The sequence below is a fragment of the Sphaerisporangium perillae genome (assembly GCF_023276435.1).
GTDB lineage: Bacteria > Actinomycetota > Actinomycetes > Streptosporangiales > Streptosporangiaceae > Sphaerisporangium > Sphaerisporangium perillae.
Map to the genome: position 1 here is coordinate 12,901 of NZ_JALLPO010000018.1, position 15,779 is coordinate 28,679.

13 protein-coding genes are annotated in these 15,779 nt (G+C 72.2%); 7 read left to right on the top strand and 6 right to left on the bottom strand.

Going from position 1 to position 15,779, the window contains the following annotated elements:
* Positions 1-237: 237 nt before the first annotated feature.
* Positions 238-528, top strand: coding sequence for an HGxxPAAW family protein (locus tag MYF83_RS18735; RefSeq protein ID WP_248961758.1), 291 nt, complete (start codon positions 238-240; stop codon positions 526-528).
* A 110-nt stretch (positions 529-638) separates the two neighbouring features.
* On the top strand, positions 639-1,895 hold the full coding sequence (locus tag MYF83_RS18740) for a winged helix-turn-helix domain-containing protein (RefSeq protein WP_248961759.1): 1,257 nt from the start codon (positions 639-641) through the stop codon (positions 1,893-1,895).
* Between the two features lie 27 nt (positions 1,896-1,922).
* Here MYF83_RS18740 and MYF83_RS18745 read toward each other — a convergent pair whose 3' ends face one another.
* The 6 genes from MYF83_RS18745 to mtrA all read right to left on the bottom strand — a co-directional run bounded on the left by MYF83_RS18745 (position 1,923) and on the right by mtrA (position 9,223).
* The gene (locus MYF83_RS18745; protein ID WP_248961760.1) at positions 1,923-2,627 is read right to left on the bottom strand and encodes a response regulator; all 705 of its coding nucleotides are present in this window, start codon (positions 2,625-2,627) and stop codon (positions 1,923-1,925) included.
* 136 nt (positions 2,628-2,763) lie between these two features.
* On the bottom strand, positions 2,764-3,432 hold the full coding sequence (gene hpf, locus MYF83_RS18750) for a ribosome hibernation-promoting factor, HPF/YfiA family (protein ID WP_248961761.1): 669 nt from the start codon (positions 3,430-3,432) through the stop codon (positions 2,764-2,766).
* Positions 3,433-3,967: 535 nt separating this feature from the next.
* A complete protein-coding gene (locus MYF83_RS18755; RefSeq protein ID WP_248961762.1) occupies positions 3,968-4,837 on the bottom strand; it encodes a ComF family protein in 870 nt (289 codons plus the stop codon).
* A gap of 166 nt (positions 4,838-5,003) precedes the next feature.
* A complete protein-coding gene (locus MYF83_RS18760) occupies positions 5,004-6,758 on the bottom strand; it encodes an LpqB family beta-propeller domain-containing protein (RefSeq protein ID WP_248961763.1) in 1,755 nt (584 codons plus the stop codon).
* Positions 6,748-8,508 (bottom strand): MtrAB system histidine kinase MtrB, encoded by a 1,761-nt coding sequence (gene mtrB / locus MYF83_RS18765; RefSeq protein ID WP_248961764.1) that lies wholly within the window; start codon positions 8,506-8,508, stop codon positions 6,748-6,750. The genes MYF83_RS18760 and mtrB overlap by 11 nt, the downstream gene beginning before the upstream one ends.
* Before the next feature lie 37 nt (positions 8,509-8,545).
* Positions 8,546-9,223, bottom strand: a complete 678-nt coding sequence (gene mtrA, locus MYF83_RS18770; protein WP_114031473.1) for an MtrAB system response regulator MtrA — start codon at positions 9,221-9,223, stop codon at positions 8,546-8,548.
* 305 nt (positions 9,224-9,528) lie between these two features.
* Here mtrA and MYF83_RS18775 point away from each other — a divergent pair, with 305 nt between their 5' ends.
* The 5 genes from MYF83_RS18775 (at position 9,529) to MYF83_RS18795 (ending at position 15,589) form a co-directional block, all read left to right on the top strand.
* Positions 9,529-11,067 carry a DUF7847 domain-containing protein gene (locus MYF83_RS18775; protein WP_248961765.1) on the top strand — a complete coding sequence of 513 codons (1,539 nt, stop codon included), beginning with the start codon at positions 9,529-9,531 and terminating at the stop codon, positions 11,065-11,067.
* Entirely contained in the window at positions 11,064-11,720 is a 657-nt protein-coding gene (locus MYF83_RS18780) for a DUF4129 domain-containing protein (protein ID WP_248961766.1), read from the top strand. Before MYF83_RS18775 ends, MYF83_RS18780 begins: the two co-directional genes overlap by 4 nt.
* Positions 11,721-11,808: 88 nt before the next feature.
* Positions 11,809-12,993, top strand: coding sequence for a DUF4350 domain-containing protein (locus MYF83_RS18785; protein WP_248961767.1), 1,185 nt, complete (start codon positions 11,809-11,811; stop codon positions 12,991-12,993).
* 23 nt (positions 12,994-13,016) lie between these two features.
* Entirely contained in the window at positions 13,017-14,114 is a 1,098-nt protein-coding gene (locus tag MYF83_RS18790) for an AAA family ATPase (RefSeq protein ID WP_248961768.1), read from the top strand.
* Positions 14,114-15,589 carry a DUF58 domain-containing protein gene (locus MYF83_RS18795; protein WP_248961769.1) on the top strand — a complete coding sequence of 492 codons (1,476 nt, stop codon included), beginning with the start codon at positions 14,114-14,116 and terminating at the stop codon, positions 15,587-15,589. The genes MYF83_RS18790 and MYF83_RS18795 overlap by 1 nt, the downstream gene beginning before the upstream one ends.
* Positions 15,590-15,779 lie beyond the last annotated feature (190 nt).

Sequence of the window (15,779 nt, forward strand, 5' to 3'; positions counted from 1 at the left end):
GGACGAGACATGGTTCCCCGGACCATGGTAGGCGGTTTCACCACCGGACACAGCCATCGTCAAAGACGCTGTTGGGACCGTGAAGGCTTCACCCACCCTCCACCAGCGACCTTCCCGGGGTACGGCCTGCGGCACCGGCGGTGACGTTGTATATCGTGCGATGGTAAGGGGAGGGAATCTTTGCCTCCGGGCGCCCCTCCGACCGCACGGAAAATCGAACGAGAACAAGGAGTCGGGATGGCCGACAGCGCACCGGCGCAAGCACATAGCGGTCAGTCGCACGCCGGGCGGGCATCGTCGTGGCTTGCCGTGACCGTGATCCTGGTCGGGTTCGTGATCGGCGGCGCCGCTCTCATGATCGGCCCCAACTGGCTGCTCTTCTGGTTCGGCGGCGGCGGCGTCATCGCGGTCGGCGGCATCCTCGCACTGGTCTTCGACGTCTTCTCCGACGTCATCGAGGACGCCCCCCGCACCATCGCGGTCCAGGAGCACCACTCGCCCTTCGAGCACCACGGCGACCGCGCCTGACCGTCGTCCCGGCCCCGGCCGGGACGACACCCGCATGACCCCTTCGCCGGCGGATGCCGCCGCGACACCTGCATAGCGGTTTTGTCGGTGGCACGCCCTACCATCGACTCATGCCTAACGGTTTCCCCGCCCCCGCGATCGACCTGTCCGCCGACGAGGCCCGCCGGATCATCCTCCGCGCGCAAGGGTTCCTCGGAGCCGACTCCCGCCGGGGCGGGGTGACCGCCATGCTGCGCCGCCTGGCCGCCGTGCAGCTCGACACCATCTCCGTTCTGGCCCGCTCCCACGAGCTGGTGGCGTACGCGCGGCTCGGCTCGGTCGCAAGAGCCAAGGTCGAGCGGGCCTACTGGCACGAGCCCGCCGCCGCCTTCGAATACTGGTGCCACGCCGCCTGCATCCTCCCGATCGACGACTGGCCGCTCTACGCCTTCCGCCGCCGGGCCTACCGCGCGCGTGGAGGCCGCTGGCACGAGGTCCCGCCGACGATCGGCAAGGTGCTCGAGCAGGTCAGGAACGAAGGGCCGCTCACCACGACCGAGCTCGGCGGCGCCAAGAACGGCGGGCCGTGGTGGGACTGGTCGGACGTCAAGATCTCCGTGGAGTTCCTCCTCGACATCGGCGAGGTCGTCTGCACGCGCAGGGTCGGCTGGCGCCGCGTCTACGACGTGGCCGACCGGGTGATCCAGCCCGCCCTTCTTGGCGAGGAGCTCACCGACGCCGAGTGCATCGTGCGGCTCGCCCGCATCGCCGGCCGCGCCCTCGGGGTCGCCACCCGTGCCGACCTGACCGACTTCCTGCGGCTGCGCGGCGCGTACGCGGCACTGCTGGACGAAGCGCTGCTCGACGGCTCCGCCGGGCTCGTCCCCGTACGCGTCGGCGGCTGGGGCGACGGGCGCGCGACGGGCGGCGGAAGACGGTCCAACGCGTGGGCCGATCCCGCCGCGCTCGAGACCGCGCCGCGCGGCCGGCACCGCACCACCCCGCTGTCCCCCTTCGACTCCCTGGTCTGGGACCGCGCCCGCACCGAGCGGGTCTTCGGCTTCACCCACCGGCTGGAGGCCTACGTGCCGAAGGACAAGCGGGTCCACGGCTACTTCACCATGCCGGTGCTGGCGGGAGGCCGCCTGATCGGGCGGGTGGACCCCGCCCGCGAGGGGTCGACGTTCGTGGCCAGGCAAGTCGGCTTCGAACCGTCGGCCGGGCGCGGCGGCGCGGCACGCGCCGGCGTGGTCGAGGCGATGAGCGACGCGCTCTGGGAGGCCGCCGCCTGGGTCGGCTGCGATGACGTGCGCGTAGAGCGCGTCAGCCTCCCAGAACTCGCGGCCCCCCTCGAAGCGGCCCTGCGCCACACCCCCGCCACTCCCTGAACGGAGTCTTCGCGGGGGCGAGCGCGATCAGGTGATCTCGAGGAGACGCTCTCTGACCGCGTAGACGACGGCTTCCATGCGGGAGTGGAGCTGGAGCTTCTCCAGGATGTTGCGTACGTGGTTCTTGACGGTGTTCTCGGAGATGAAGAGCTGCTTGGCGATCTCCCGGTTGTTCATGCCCTTGGCGACCAGGCGCAGCACCTCCATCTCGCGCTCGGTCAGCCGCGGCACCGGCAGCTGCGGTGGGCGTTCGGCCTCCTTGCGGCTCATGTTGGCGAACTCGCTGATCAGCTTGGCCGCCATCGCGGGGTTGATCAGGGACTGGCCCTCGTGGACGCCGCGGACGGCGTCGGGCACCTCGTCGATCTGCACGTCCTTGAGCAGGTAGCCGGTGGCTCCCGCCTTGATCGCCTCGAAGAGGTCCTCTTCCTCGTCGCTCACGGTCAGCATGACGATGCGCGCGCTCGGCACCGACGCCTTGATCACCCGTGTCGCCTCGATGCCGCCCTGCCGGGGCATCCGGACGTCCATCAGAACGACGTCCGGGAGGAGGCGGTCGGCGATCTCGACCGCCTCCTGACCGTCACTCGCCTCGCCGACCACTTCGATGTCCGGCTCCGCGGCCAGCGCCAGTTCCAGGCTCCGCCGGATCAGCGCGTGATCGTCCACGATCAGCACGCGGATCGGCTCGTCACGCCCGGAGTGGCCGGCCGTTTCGTCGGTCTGCGTCACGCCTCCTCCTCGTGGGGAGCCGATCGCGCCGGTAGGTCGATCCCTACCGCGCGGCGCTCCCGCGCCGTCGGAACCGCCATCATTACACGGGTTTCCGGCGCGCGGGGGTGGTCGAGAGGATCATCGAACGCGTTGGTTACTGTTCTACGAGCCGCAACACGCCGTATGCGTACCCGACACGCCGGTACACGACGCTCGGGTGCCCGCACTCCTTGTCCCTGAACAGGTAGAAGTCGTGGCCGACGAGCTCCATCTCCAGCAGCGCCTGCTCGATGGTCATCGCGTCGGCCTTGTGGAACTTCTCGCGGACGACGAGGGGCCCGTCGCCGTCCATCTCGATCGGGACGATGGGTTCCGAGTAGCCTGCCTCCTCGCGCGGCGGCTTCCCGGCGGCCTTCTCCTGCATCTCGGGCTCGGACGGAAGCGGCTCGGGCAAGGGCTCGTAGTTGTCGGCCAACGCGGAGGTCAGCTCAGCGACCGATGGGGGGCAGTGGTTGCCGTGGTGGACCTTCCGGCGATCGGCGATGCGCCGCAGCCGTCCCTCGAGCTTGCCGAGGGCGATGTCGAGTGCCGCGAACCGGTCGTCGGCGGACGCCTCAGCGCGCACCGCCGGTCCCTTGGAGTGGATGGTCAGCTCCACTCGCTCGCGCTCGTCGGTCGCCCGCACGTTCGCTTCTTTCGAAACCTCCACATCAACGCGTATGAGCTTGTTGTCCAGTCGTTCGATCCTGGCCAGCTTCGTTGTCACATGATCGCGGAAGCGGTCACTCACACTGGTGTGCCGTCCCTTGACGATGATGTCCACTCAAAGGCCCCCCTTCGTCTCGACTGCGAGGAGGGCACCCGTCCGGCCGACCTGGTCTTCGTCCCCACATCCGCCTGCTGAGGGGTTCGCGGCTCAGTCGCCACTACTGCCCTTCTCTTCTTGCGGAGGACATCTGGACCTCCGGGAAGGCAGGACTTACCTCTAAGCCGCACCGTGATCGGTCGACGAAGAGTCGCCTTACGTGGGCCGTTTCGCCTGCGGCTGGCATCGGCTAGCCAGTCCGGTCCCCTTGCGGGGGTCGGTCCGGCGCAACCACGGACCCGAACGGGTGCCATGGCTCGAACGCTAGTCGCTACCGGGCCGAATGTCAGCCGCGAGACCGGCCAAACGATCACTTTGAGTGATTTGCTTGGGGCTACAAGGCCGTCCCCAGACCAGCCGTTGACGATGCTCAGCCCTGCTCTACAAGGGCTTTCCCGTATCCGCTGATCAGGAGGATTCACGACATGCACTCGGCACAGATCATCACATGGCCGTGCCGAGGATTTGACCCGATCGTTACACTACGTAATCTTTAGAATTTTGATCTAACCCGGGCGTGTCGCACCCGGCGCGATGTGGCGGCCAGGGTGACCGCGAGCGGCACCGCCACGCCCTCGCGGCGCAGCGCCCGCGCCGCCTCCGCCAGCGTGGTGCCCGTGGTGACGACATCGTCCACGAGCACCACCACCGGAACCGCCACCCCCGCGTCCGCAGGAGCCGCCGGCAAGGCCGCCGCAGGTGCCGCCACCGAGGTGGTCGCCGGTGACGCCACGGGGGCCCAGGGCTCCTGGGCGGGCCGCTCGGCGGCGCGGCGCGCAGGACGCACCCGGAAGGCCCCGCCGAGATTCGCGGCCCTCTCCGGAGCGCTCAGCCCCGCCTGGTCGCTCACCCGCCGCGCCTGCGCGAGAAGCGGCGCCGGCGTGACCGGCCATCCTCGTGCTCGCAGGTGACCCGCCGCGAGCGCCGCCAGGCGGCGGACGGGGTCGTGGCCGCGCCGCCGCACGGACCGGCGGGAGCTCGGAACGGGGACCAGCGCGAACGGCTCACCCGGCCGGACTCCTCGGGCGTGCAACGCCGCCAGCAGCGTGGACGCCAGGCAGGCGGCGAGGGGCGGCGCCAGCACGGTGCGGCCCTTCTCCTTGTAGTCGAGGATGGCCCGGCGGATCACACCCTCGTAGCGGGCGGCCGACCAGCAGTCGGGAAGCCCGCGCGGCGGCGGGCTGGGCGGCCTCGGGCCGGGATCGCCGTGCAACTCCGCCGCGCAGGCGGTGCAGAGGGCGGCGCCGGGCCGGGCGCACCCGACGCAGGAGCGGAGCGAAATCAGATCGAGAAGGGCGGTCAGCACCCGGCCAGACTGCGCCCCGCCACCGACAGGACCGGCCGCGATCGCGCACTCGTTCACAGGCCACCCACCCGAAGCGGGATCAACCGGCCACTGTCCACAGGAGACCGGCCCCTGCCCGGATCAATCAGCGACCGTCCGCACGAGGCCCGCCGCCACCGGCACCGACCGGCCGCCGTCCAGTGGCGCCGTACCGGCGTCTGAAAGGCGGGCGGCAGGGCGGGCGTCAGCCGAGGGGGTAGACCGGGGGATCGGCGCCGCTCTTGACGAGGGTGGTCCACTGGCTCTTCTGGGGGTTCCAGGCCAGGATCTCGCCGTCGGCCGTGCCGGCCAGGACGAGACTCGGGTCGGGGCCGGCGGTGACGGTCTCGATGCCGGCCACGGCCTTCAGCGCGTCGACCCGCACGCCCTGCGTGACCGACCAGGCGCTCAGGTCGCGATCTGCCTTGGTCTTCATCAGGACGAGAAGCGTGCTCGCGTCCTGCCACGCGATGTCGGTGATCTCCTGGCCGTCGTTCGCCGGGACCAGCGTGCGCAGGTTCTGGATGCGCCAATCGCTCCTGTTGATCGAGCCGACGAGCACGCGCTGGCCGTGCCCGTCGTCGGAGATGACGGCCACCCGGGCACCGTCCCGCGCCACGCGGAACGCCTTGACGTCGGTGGACTCCAGGCCGGGCGCGCTGACCGGCACCTGCCGGGTGGCGTCGTGCGCCCTGAGGACCTGCGCCTTGCGCGGCCCCTGCTGGGACACCGACCAGACGTCGCCGTAACGGTCCCAGGACGGCGGGGTGAGCTTGGCGCCGTCGATCCAGCGCTGCCACTCGCTGCCGGGGTTGATGCCGCTGACGTAGACCCCTCCGGCCTTCTCCAGCGCGGCGACCTTGAAGGCCTGGTCGCCGGACACGGCCATGTGGCTGAACTGCCGCGCCTGGACGGCTCCGACGCCGGCCACAGGCGGGTTGTCGCGCTCCTTGTCGACCGTGCGCACCTTGCCCTGCTGCAGGTAGTAGGCCTGCGGCTGCGAGAGCACGTCCGGGTCGAACCGGTCGTAGTCCCGCGGATCGATGATGAAGGGCCCGCCGGGGAACTGCTCGCCGTTGACCCGCACCTCGATGCGCCGCGACTCGGTGAGCGGCTTCAGCGTCCACGACAGCTGGGCGGACAGCGCCTCTCTGTTGCCCTGGGTCAGGACGGAGTCGACGACGCCGTAGGTGAAGTCGACCACGACGGTGTCGTTCTCCACCTGGACGTTGTTGACGTCGACGTTCGGCCCGAAGGCGGACTCGACGGCGCCCCTGAGCGGCGTCGTCGGGCCGACGAGCAGCCGGTGGACCAGGGACTTGGCCAGCCCCTCACTGGGGTTGATCGGCACGCGCACCTGGTCGGTCACCAGGCCCGCCCTCTGGTAGGCCACGAAGTACAAGTCGAAGGACCGGTAGGCGCGCTTGAAGTCGTCCTCCGACAGCAGCAGCCCCGAGGGGGCCGACGAGATGCGCCACTCGCCGCTCACCTTCACGAGCGTGAATCCCTTGTTCATATCGCTGCCCGCCTGGGCGTCGCTCGGCACGTAGTGGCCGTCTCCGTCGAGGGTGCCGAGGACGGTGCCCTTCAGGGCCACGTGGGCCTGCTGGATGTCGACTCTGGGGGTGTCGGTGCCGGCGATCCCCTCGTAGACGGTCACCGCGTCGAAGGGGCTCCAGGTGCGCTGCGCCTCACCCGTGAGGTATTGCCGGGCCACCGTGCGCAGGGGGTCGTCGAAGCTCGCCGCCGCGGCGAGGAACCCGGTGACGATCTCCAGGGGCGAGCCCTGCGGCTTCGGCGGGGAGGCGAGGATCCGCACGTAGGGCTGGCTGAGCGCGTCGCCCCCTCTGCCACCGCGTGCGGAGAAGACGTTCCCTCCCGTCGGAACGGTGGAGCACGCGGCCGAGACCAGGGCCGCGAGGACCACGGCGAGCCCGCGGTAGGCGCCCTTAGTCGCCATCGAAGCCTCCTTCGATGGCCGGGGAGAGAACGGGGGTGGCCTGCCCTCGCCACGTGCGCCGCATCTCGATCTCCGGCGGCACCAGCGGCAGCGGTGATCCGCGCAGGTCGGACCCGGCCTGCCGGGGCAGCGACAGGCGGAACTGCGACCCCTCGCCGGGGATGCCCCAGGCCTGGAGCCATCCGCCGTGGAGGATGGCGTCCTCGCGGGAGATCGCGAGGCCGAGGCCCGTGCCGCCGATGGTGCGCGCCCTGGACGGGTCGGCGCGCCAGAACCTGTCGAAGACCATGTTCTCTTCGCCCGGCTTGAGCCCCACGCCGTGGTCGCGTACCGCCACCGCCACCGCGTCGCGATCGGCGCCGAGCGTGACCACGATGTCGCGCCCCTCGCCGTGCTCGATGGCGTTGAACAGCAGGTTGCGCAGGATGCGCTCGACCCTGCGGCTGTCGACCTCGGCCATGCACGGCTCGTTGGGCAGCCGCAGGTCCAGGCGGGTGGCCTTGCGCTCGGCGAGCGGCTGGGAGTCGCCGACCGCCCTCAGCACCACGTCGCGCATGTCGACCGAGTCGACGTCGAGCGTCGCCGCGCCCGCGTCGTAGCGGCTGATCTCCAGCAGGTCGGCCAGCATCGACTCGAAGCGCTCGAGCTGGTTCTGCATGAGCTCGGCCGAGCGCGCCGCCGCGGGGTCGAAGTCCTCGCGGCTCTCGTACAGCAGGTCGGCCGCCATGCGCACGGTGGTCAGCGGGGTGCGCAACTCGTGGGAGACGTCGGAGACGAACTGCCGCTGGACCTGGGAGAGCTCCTCCAGCTGGTGGATCTTCAGCGCCAGGTTCGAGGCCATCTCGTTGAAGGAGGCGGCGAGGCGGGCGAGGTCGTCCTCACCACGCACCCTCAGCCGCTCCTCCAGCCGGCCTGCGGCCAGGCGCTCGGCCGCCTGGCGGGTGAGCCGGACGGGGATGACGACCTGCCGGGTGACCAGGGAGGCGACGGCCGCGAGCAGGAGCACGAGGGCCACGCTCACCAGGATCAGCCACTGCTGGACCTGGGAGAGGGTGTCCACGTCGTCGTTGAGCGGGAAGAAGTGGTAGACCTCGTACTCCCCGTAGACATTCGGCACCATGGCGCCGATGGCCAGGGCGGGCGTCGGGGTGTCCTGGCCCTGGTAGTACATCGAGGTGTACTGCGCCTGGGGCTCGTTCTTCGCCTGCCGCACCGCGACGCGCAGCTTCTGCGGGACGCTGCGCTGGTCGATGTTCCCGGTGCCGCGGCCCTCCCCGACGAGGTAGTCGCTGAGGATGACGACGCTGTAGCGCGCGTCGGCGCGGCGGGCGAGCGCGTCCGCCGCCTGGTCGACCGCTTTCTTCATGGATGTGTCGGACTCGTCGCTCTGCGCCGAGGTGGACTGCTTGGCGGTGGCGACCGCCGGCCGGTCGAGGTAACCCGCGACCGTCGTGACGTTCGCCTGGGCCTCCGCGATCGCCGTCTGCTTGCGGCCGTCCAGCACCGCCGTCTTGATCATCTGCAGCAGGAAGACGCCGAGCACCACGACCACGATCATGGAGATGACCAGCGTGCTGGTGACCACCCTGAGCTGCAGCGAGCGACGCCAGACGCGGCGTACCCGCCCGGCGGCGCGCCGGGCCCGCCGGCGGGCGCCTCGCACGATCTGGCGAGGGGTGCGCCGGACCTTCTTCTTCGGCTTGGGCCTGCCCGCGGTGCGGCCGGTGCCGGAGGAGGTCGGGGAGGCCATCGGATGTCCGGAGGTCACGGCGAGGCGGCGGCGCCGACTACGCCGGGCCGGCCTTGTATCCGACGCCGCGGACGGTCACCACGATCTCGGGGTGCTCGGGATCCTTCTCGATCTTGGCGCGGAGCCGCTGCACGTGCACGTTGACGAGCCGCGTGTCGGCCGCGTGACGGTAACCCCAGACCTGCTCGAGCAGCACCTCGCGGGTGAACACCTGGCGCGGCTTGCGGGCGAGCGCGACCAGCAGGTCGAACTCCAGCGGGGTGAGGTTGACGGTCTCCTCTTCACGCTTGACCGAGTGGCCGGCGACGTCGATGGTGATGTCGCCGATCTGCAGCACCTCGGGCGTCGGCTCGTCCGTGCGGCGCAGCCTCGCCCGGACGCGGGCGACGAGCTCCTTGGGCTTGAACGGCTTGACGATGTAGTCGTCCGCCCCGGACTCGAGGCCGAGCACCACGTCGATCGTGTCGCTCTTGGCGGTCAGCATGACGATCGGCACGCCGGACTCCGCGCGGATGCGCCGGCACACGTCGATGCCGTCGGCCCCGGGAAGCATCAGGTCGAGAAGGACCAGATCCGGGCGGGTGTCACGGAACGCGTCGAGAGCCTTGTCTCCGTCGGATACGAACGACGGCTCGAAGCCCTCGCCCCGAAGGACAATGCCGAGCATCTCGGCGAGAGCGGCGTCGTCGTCGACGACCAGCACGCGTCCTTTCATGGCCCCTCATTCGTTCTGCACAGTTTGGGAGGTTGAGGCGAAAGCCGTACGACCGACCGAAGGCTACCCGTGAGTCCCCCCCGGGTGATAAACGACCGAACAATAGCTCCACCGAGAGCCGAATTTTAGGCGCACGTTACGGAACCCGCCAATGATCTGGCTCGATGGGCTTGTGGCGTGGCGTGGCGCGGATCCCGTACGGCTCCTCCACAAGTTTGCGTCAAGCGGGATAGATCAGGCCATCCGGGTGCTTGATCACTTGCCTGGACACCACGGGAAGGCGCTCGACATGCCAGGATTGGGATATGTCAGACGGTCACGGCTCCGCGTCCAGCACGCCCCCGGGTTGGGCGGAGAACCAGCCTCCGCCATACACCACATCGGGGCAGGCGCCGTGGACCTCTCCCAGCGACGCCGACCCTCCGGCCGATCGGCCCCCTTCCGATCAGGTCCCCCCTGGGCAGGCCCCTTCGAGTCCCTCCCCCGGACAGGCTCCCCCCGGCGGCCCTTCTCCGGGTCAGGGTCCCTCCTACGGATACCCGCCGCCGGGCCAGGCTCCGGGCCACGGTCATCCGCCCGGGCATGCTCCCGGTCAGGGACCCGGTCAGGGACCCGCTCCCTACGGGCACGCCCCTCCCGACGGCCAGGTCCCGCCGCACGGCGGGCCGCCACAGGGCGGGCCGCAGTACCCGCAGCAGCCGTACGGCCCGCCCTCCTACGGGCAGCAGCCGTACGGCCAGAACCCGTATGGCGCGCCCGGGTACGGCCGCCCGTACGGCTTCCAGCCGCCGCCCCAGGCGCTGCGCCCCGGGATCATCCCGCTCCGCCCCCTCGGCCTCGGTGACATCCTCGACGGCACCATCAAGCTGATCCGGTCCAACCCCAAGGCCACGCTCGGACTGTCGGCGATCGCCGCCGCGATCGGCACGCTGCCCCTGGCGATCGGGCAGGCGGTGTACTACCGCTCGATCGGCGGCATCATGGCCGACCCCACGGCCGTCCAGACCGGCGCGGACGTGCCGATGGACGGGCTCATCGCCCAGCTCGGCGGTGCGCTCCTGTCGGTGGTCATGCAGTTCTTCCTGGTCACCGTGCTCACCGGCATGCTGACCCGGGTGCTCGGCCGGGCGGTCTTCGGCGGCAGGATCACCATCGGCGAGGCCTGGCGGCTCACCCGGTCGCGCCTGCCCGCGCTGTTCGGCCTGGCCCTGCTCACCGGCCTGATCGCGCTGGTGCCGCTGGCCGTGGCCGTCGGGCTGATCGTCGCCCTCATCGCGGCGAACGCCGGCGGGGGCGTCATCGTGGCCGCCATCCTGATCCTCGCCCTCGCCTACATCGCGTACGCCCTGTTCATCACCACCCGCTTCGCCCTGGCGGCGGCGGCGGTCGTTCTGGAGCGGCGCGGGGTCGTCGAGGCGCTGCGCAGGTCCTGGCAGCTCGTCACCGGCGACTTCTGGCGCGTGTTCGGCATCCTGATCCTGACCCAGGTGCTGGCCTCCATCCTGGGCGGCATCCTGTCGGTGCCCGTCACCTTCGTGAGCCTCATCGTGTCGTTCGGCGGCCAGGGCAGTGTCGCCGCCACGGTGATCACCGCCATTCTGTTCACGATCGGCGGCATCCTCAGCTCGATGATCACCTATCCCATCCAGGCCGGCGTCAACGGCCTGCTGTACACCGACCGGCGGATGCGGGCCGAGGCGTTCGACCTGGTGCTGCAGACCGCCGCGATCGACCAGCAGCGCCTGGGCTGGGTGCCGACCACCGCCGACGACCTGTGGCATCCCTCCCACGCCGCCGGCGCGGCGGGCACCGGTGCCACCGGCTCCCCCGCGGCGGCGCCGTGACCATCGCCGCCGCGCTCGGCGCCCTGGCCCTGGACGACATCGGGCGGGACGAGGCGCGCCGCAGGGCCGTCGAGGAGCTCATCAAGCCTGAATACCAGCAGGAGTCGCTGTTCGAGCGGGTGCTGAGGATGGTCCAGGAGTTCCTCGACAGCCTGCTGGACAGTGCGCCCGGAGGCGTGCCCGGAGGCGTCGTGGCGCTGTTGATCGTCCTGCTCATCGTCGCCGCCCTGATCGCCCTGATCGCCTGGCAGGCGCGCAAGGCCACGCGCGGCCGGCGGGCCGCCGCCGAAGGCCTCTTCGGGCCGAGAGAACGTACGGCGGCCGAGCACCGGGCCGAGTCCGAACGCCTCGCCGGCGAGTCCCGCTGGGCGGAGGCCATCCAGGAGCGGCTCCGGGCGATCGCGCGAGACCTGGAACACCGGGCCATCGTGGCGCCGCAGCCGGGACGCACGGCCGACGAGCTGGCCGAGGCGGCCGGCCGGGAGCTTCCGGAGTTCGGGCCGAGGCTGGCCGCCGCCGCCCGGCTGTTCGACGACGTCACCTACGGCCAGGCGCAGGGCACCGCGGAGGGCTACCGGGCCCTGTCCGAGCTCGACGACGGCCTGCGGGCCGTCCGCCCGGCGGCCGCCTCCGCCACGGTGGGTGACCGATGACCCGCACCGCACCCGGGCGCGCCGCGTCCGAGCCCGCACCCGAACGGCTTACGTCCGAACGGCCCGTGTCCGGCACGGAGGGGCGCCGATGACCCTCACCGCGCCCCCGCCGGCGGCGACCTCGGCTCCCGCGCCCTCCATGTCCGCCTCCCCGACCGCGCGGAGCATGTGGCGCGGCAGCCGGGGCGTCATCCTGCTCGGCCTGATCGTCGTCCTGGTGGCCGCGCTCACCGCCCTGCTCACCGGCACCTCCACCGAGGGCAGGCGGCTCGACCCCGCCGACGCGACGCTGACCGGCGGCAAGGCGCTCGCGCAGATCCTGCAACGGCGCGGCGTGCGGGTCGAGCGGGTCTCCACCGTGGAGGACGTCGTGCGGCTGGACGGGCCCGGCAGCCTGCTCCTGGTGTCGGACACCTCGTTCCTCGACCCCGTCGACTTCACGCGGCTCTCCCGCACGCAGGCGCACCGGCTGATCGTCGGCGCGGTCCCCGGCCTGGAGGTGCTGGCGCCCGGCGTCGCGCCCGCCGGCGCCGCGGCGCCGCGTTCCCGCGAGCCCCGGTGCGACCTTCCCGCCGCCGTCCGCGCCGGCAGCGCCTACCTGGGCGGCACGGCCTTCACCGGGCCCCGGGGGTCCATCGGCTGCTACCCCGGCTCAGAGGGGCCGAGCCTGGTGGTCTCACCCGGCGCGCGCACGGTCACCGTGGTGGGCGACGGCGCGTTCATGACCAACCAGCGGCTCGCCGAGGACGGCAACGCCGCGCTGGCGATCAACCTCGCGGGCGTCCGGCCCGTACTGATCTGGCTGGTCCCGCCCGACCTGCCGCAGGTGACCCCCGGGTCGGGGCGGGCGAGCGCCGGTGACCTGATCCCGGCCGGCATACCCTGGGCGGTGCTCCAGCTCGGCATCGCGGTGCTGGTGGTGGCGTTCTGGCGAGGCCGCCGTCTCGGCCCCGTGGTCGTGGAGCGGCTGCCGGTGGTCGTACGCGCGGCGGAGACCGTCGAAGGGCGCGGCCGCCTCTACCGCGCCCGCCGGGCCCGCGACCGCGCGTCCGCCACGCTGCGGGCGGCGTGCGTCTCCCGGCTCACCCCGAGGCTCGGGCTGTCCGGTGACGCGACACCCAACGAGATCATCGCCGCGACCGCCCTCCGGACCGGGCAAGATGCGGTTTGGGTGCGTTCAGTGATGTACGGCCCGATACCGGCCGACGACGCGGGGCTGATCGCCCTGGCGGGCCACCTGGACACCTTGGAAAGGCAGGTACGAGAGCCGTGACCATACCTCCGCCCGGAGCCCCCATGAGCGGACCCCCCGGTCACCCCTGGCCCGCGAACCCCCCGGCGGCGCCCTCGGCGCCCCCCGTGCCTTCCGGCCCTCCGACGTCCACGGCCCCCGTGCCGTACCTCGGAGCCCCGGCGGAAGGTCCCGCGGACGAGCGCGCGCGCAGCGGCGCCGACCAGGCCAGGGACGCGCTGAGCGCGCTGCGCGCCGAGGTCGCGAAGGCCGTGGTCGGGCAGGACGCCGTGGTGACCGGGCTGGTCATCGCCCTGCTGTGCCGGGGTCACGTGCTGCTGGAGGGCGTGCCCGGCGTGGCGAAGACGCTTCTGGTGCGCACGCTGTCGGCCACCCTGTCCCTGGACTTCAAGCGGGTGCAGTTCACGCCGGACCTCATGCCGGGCGACGTCACCGGCTCGCTGGTGTACGACGCCAAGACGGCGGAGTTCGCCTTCCGCGAGGGGCCGATCTTCACCAACCTGCTCCTGGCCGACGAGATCAACCGCACGCCGCCGAAGACCCAGGCGGCGCTGCTGGAGGCCATGGAAGAGCGCCAGGTCAGCGTCGACGGCTCGCCGATGCGGCTGCCCGACCCGTTCGTCGTGGTCGCCACGCAGAACCCGATCGAGTACGAGGGCACCTACCAGCTTCCCGAGGCGCAGCTCGACCGGTTCCTGCTCAAGCTCACCGTGCCGCTGCCGCCGCGCGACCAGGAGATCGCGGTGCTGGAACGGCACGCGCTCGGCTTCGACCCGAAGGACCTGTCGCACGTCAAGCAGGTCGCCTCCGCCGCCGACCTCGCCGCGGGACGGGCCGAGGTCGCCAAGCTCCACGTCGCGCCGGAGGTGCTCGGGTACATCGTGGACCTGGCGCGGGCGACCCGGATGTCACCGTCGCTGCAGCTCGGCGTGTCCCCGCGTGGCGCGACCGCGCTGCTGGCGGCGGCCCGCGCGTGGGCCTGGCTGTCCGGCCGCTCCTACGTCACCCCCGACGACGTGAAGGCACTGGCCAAGCCCGCCCTGCGGCACCGCGTCCAGCTCCGTCCCGAGGCCGAACTGGAGGGGGCGACGCCGGACGGACTGCTCGACGGCGTCCTCGCCTCGGTCCCGGTCCCCCGCTGATGGCTCTCACCGGCCGTGCCGGGCTGATCGCCGCGCTGGGCGCCATCGGCGTGCTGTTCGCGCCCCGGCCCGGGTACGCCGTGCTCGGGCTGCTGCTGTTGCTCGGAGCGCTGGTCACGGTCGACGTGCTGTTCGCCGGGGGCGTCCGGCCGCTGCGCTTCCGGCGTGGCGGCGAACGTCTCGTACGGCTGGGCGAGTCGGTCGAGGTCGAGCTGATCGTGGAGAACCCCGGCCGCCGCCGCGTCAAAGGCACCCTGCGGGACGCATGGCCACCGTCGGCGGGCGCCGGTCCTCGCCACCAGCGCCTGGACGTTCCGGCCGGTGAGCGCCGCCGGCTGGTCACGACGCTGCGACCGGCGCGGCGCGGTGACCGGGATGCCGTCGCAGTGACGGTGCGGTCGCTCGGCCCGCTGGGGATCGCCGCCCGTCAGGGGTCGCACCGGGTGCCGTGGACCGTGCGCGTGCTGCCGCCCTTCCTCAGCCGCAAGCACCTGCCCGCCAAGCTGTCGAAGCTGCGTGAGCTCGAGGGGCAGCACCCGGCGCTGGTGCGCGGCCAGGGGACGGAGTTCGACTCCCTGCGCGAGTACGTGGTCGGCGACGACGTGCGCTCGATCGACTGGCGCGCGACGGCGCGCCGTGCGGACGTCGTGGTGCGCACCTGGCGTCCCGAGCGCGACCGGCGGGTGCTGATCGTCCTGGACACCGGCCGCACGGCGGCGGGCCGCGTCGGCGTCTCGCCGATCCCCGCGGCCGTGGAACCAGGCCCGCGAAGCGGCGCGCCCGCTCCGGCCGCCGCCGGGAGCCCCCGCCCGGGCACGTCCGCATCGGTCGCCCCCGAACGGCCCCACGTGGGCACGTCCGCCTCTGCCGCCCCCGGACGGCACCTGGGCACGTCCGCCTCTGCCGCGCCCGGGTGGCCCCGCCTGGACTGGTCGATGGACGCGGCCCTGCTGCTGGCCGCCCTCGCCTCCCGCGCCGGGGACCGCGTCGACTTCCTCGCCCACGACCGCACCGTGCGGGCGTGGATGTCCGGCGCCTCGCGCACCGACTCGCTGGCCGCCCTGGTCAACGTGATGGCCCCCATCGAGGCCGAGCTGGTCGAGGCCGACTCGGCGAGCATGGTGGCGGCCGTGCTGTCCCGCGCCAAGCGGCGCTGCCTGGTCGTCCTGCTCACCGACCTCAACCCGGCCGCCATGGACGAGGGACTGCTCCCGGTCCTCCCCCAGCTCTCCTCGCGCCACCTCGTGCTGGTCGCCGCCGTCGCCGATCCGCGCGTCGCCGAGATGGCGGCTGGTCGCGGTACGGCCGAGCTGGTGTACGACGCGGCGGCCGCGGAGCACCTGCGCGGGCAGCGCGCGCGGCTCACCGCCCGGCTGCGCCGCCACGGCTGCGAGGTCGTCGACGCCGCCCCCGACGACCTGGCCCCCGCCCTCGCCGACGCCTACCTCTCCCTCAAGGCCGCCGGCCGCCTCTGAGCGCCGGTGGCCGCGGGGAGTCCCCGGCGGAGCGTCGCGGCGATCAACGACGGCATCGACCCGCCGAGCTCGAACGACATCCAGAACCGGCGCTGGGGCACCTGGCCCCACGGTGACGGCCTCCCAGCGCGACCAGATCCACGCCACGCTCGCCCGGCAGTGCAAGAAATGGATGGACGTCATGACCGGC

Excerpts from the sequence above, each read along its gene's own strand:
- MYF83_RS18790 (WP_248961768.1), top strand. The coding sequence starts at position 13,017 with ATGAGCGGACCCCCCGGTCACCCCTGGCCCGCGAACCCCCCGGCGGCG.
- mtrB (WP_248961764.1), bottom strand. The coding sequence starts at position 8,508 with ATGGCCTCCCCGACCTCCTCCGGCACCGGCCGCACCGCGGGCAGGCCC.
- MYF83_RS18735 (WP_248961758.1), top strand. The coding sequence starts at position 238 with ATGGCCGACAGCGCACCGGCGCAAGCACATAGCGGTCAGTCGCACGCC.
- MYF83_RS18795 (WP_248961769.1), top strand. The coding sequence starts at position 14,114 with ATGGCTCTCACCGGCCGTGCCGGGCTGATCGCCGCGCTGGGCGCCATC.
- mtrA (WP_114031473.1), bottom strand. The coding sequence starts at position 9,223 with ATGAAAGGACGCGTGCTGGTCGTCGACGACGACGCCGCTCTCGCCGAG.
- MYF83_RS18740 (WP_248961759.1), top strand. The coding sequence starts at position 639 with ATGCCTAACGGTTTCCCCGCCCCCGCGATCGACCTGTCCGCCGACGAG.
- MYF83_RS18760 (WP_248961763.1), bottom strand. The coding sequence starts at position 6,758 with ATGGCGACTAAGGGCGCCTACCGCGGGCTCGCCGTGGTCCTCGCGGCC.
- MYF83_RS18785 (WP_248961767.1), top strand. The coding sequence starts at position 11,809 with ATGACCCTCACCGCGCCCCCGCCGGCGGCGACCTCGGCTCCCGCGCCC.
- MYF83_RS18775 (WP_248961765.1), top strand. The coding sequence starts at position 9,529 with ATGTCAGACGGTCACGGCTCCGCGTCCAGCACGCCCCCGGGTTGGGCG.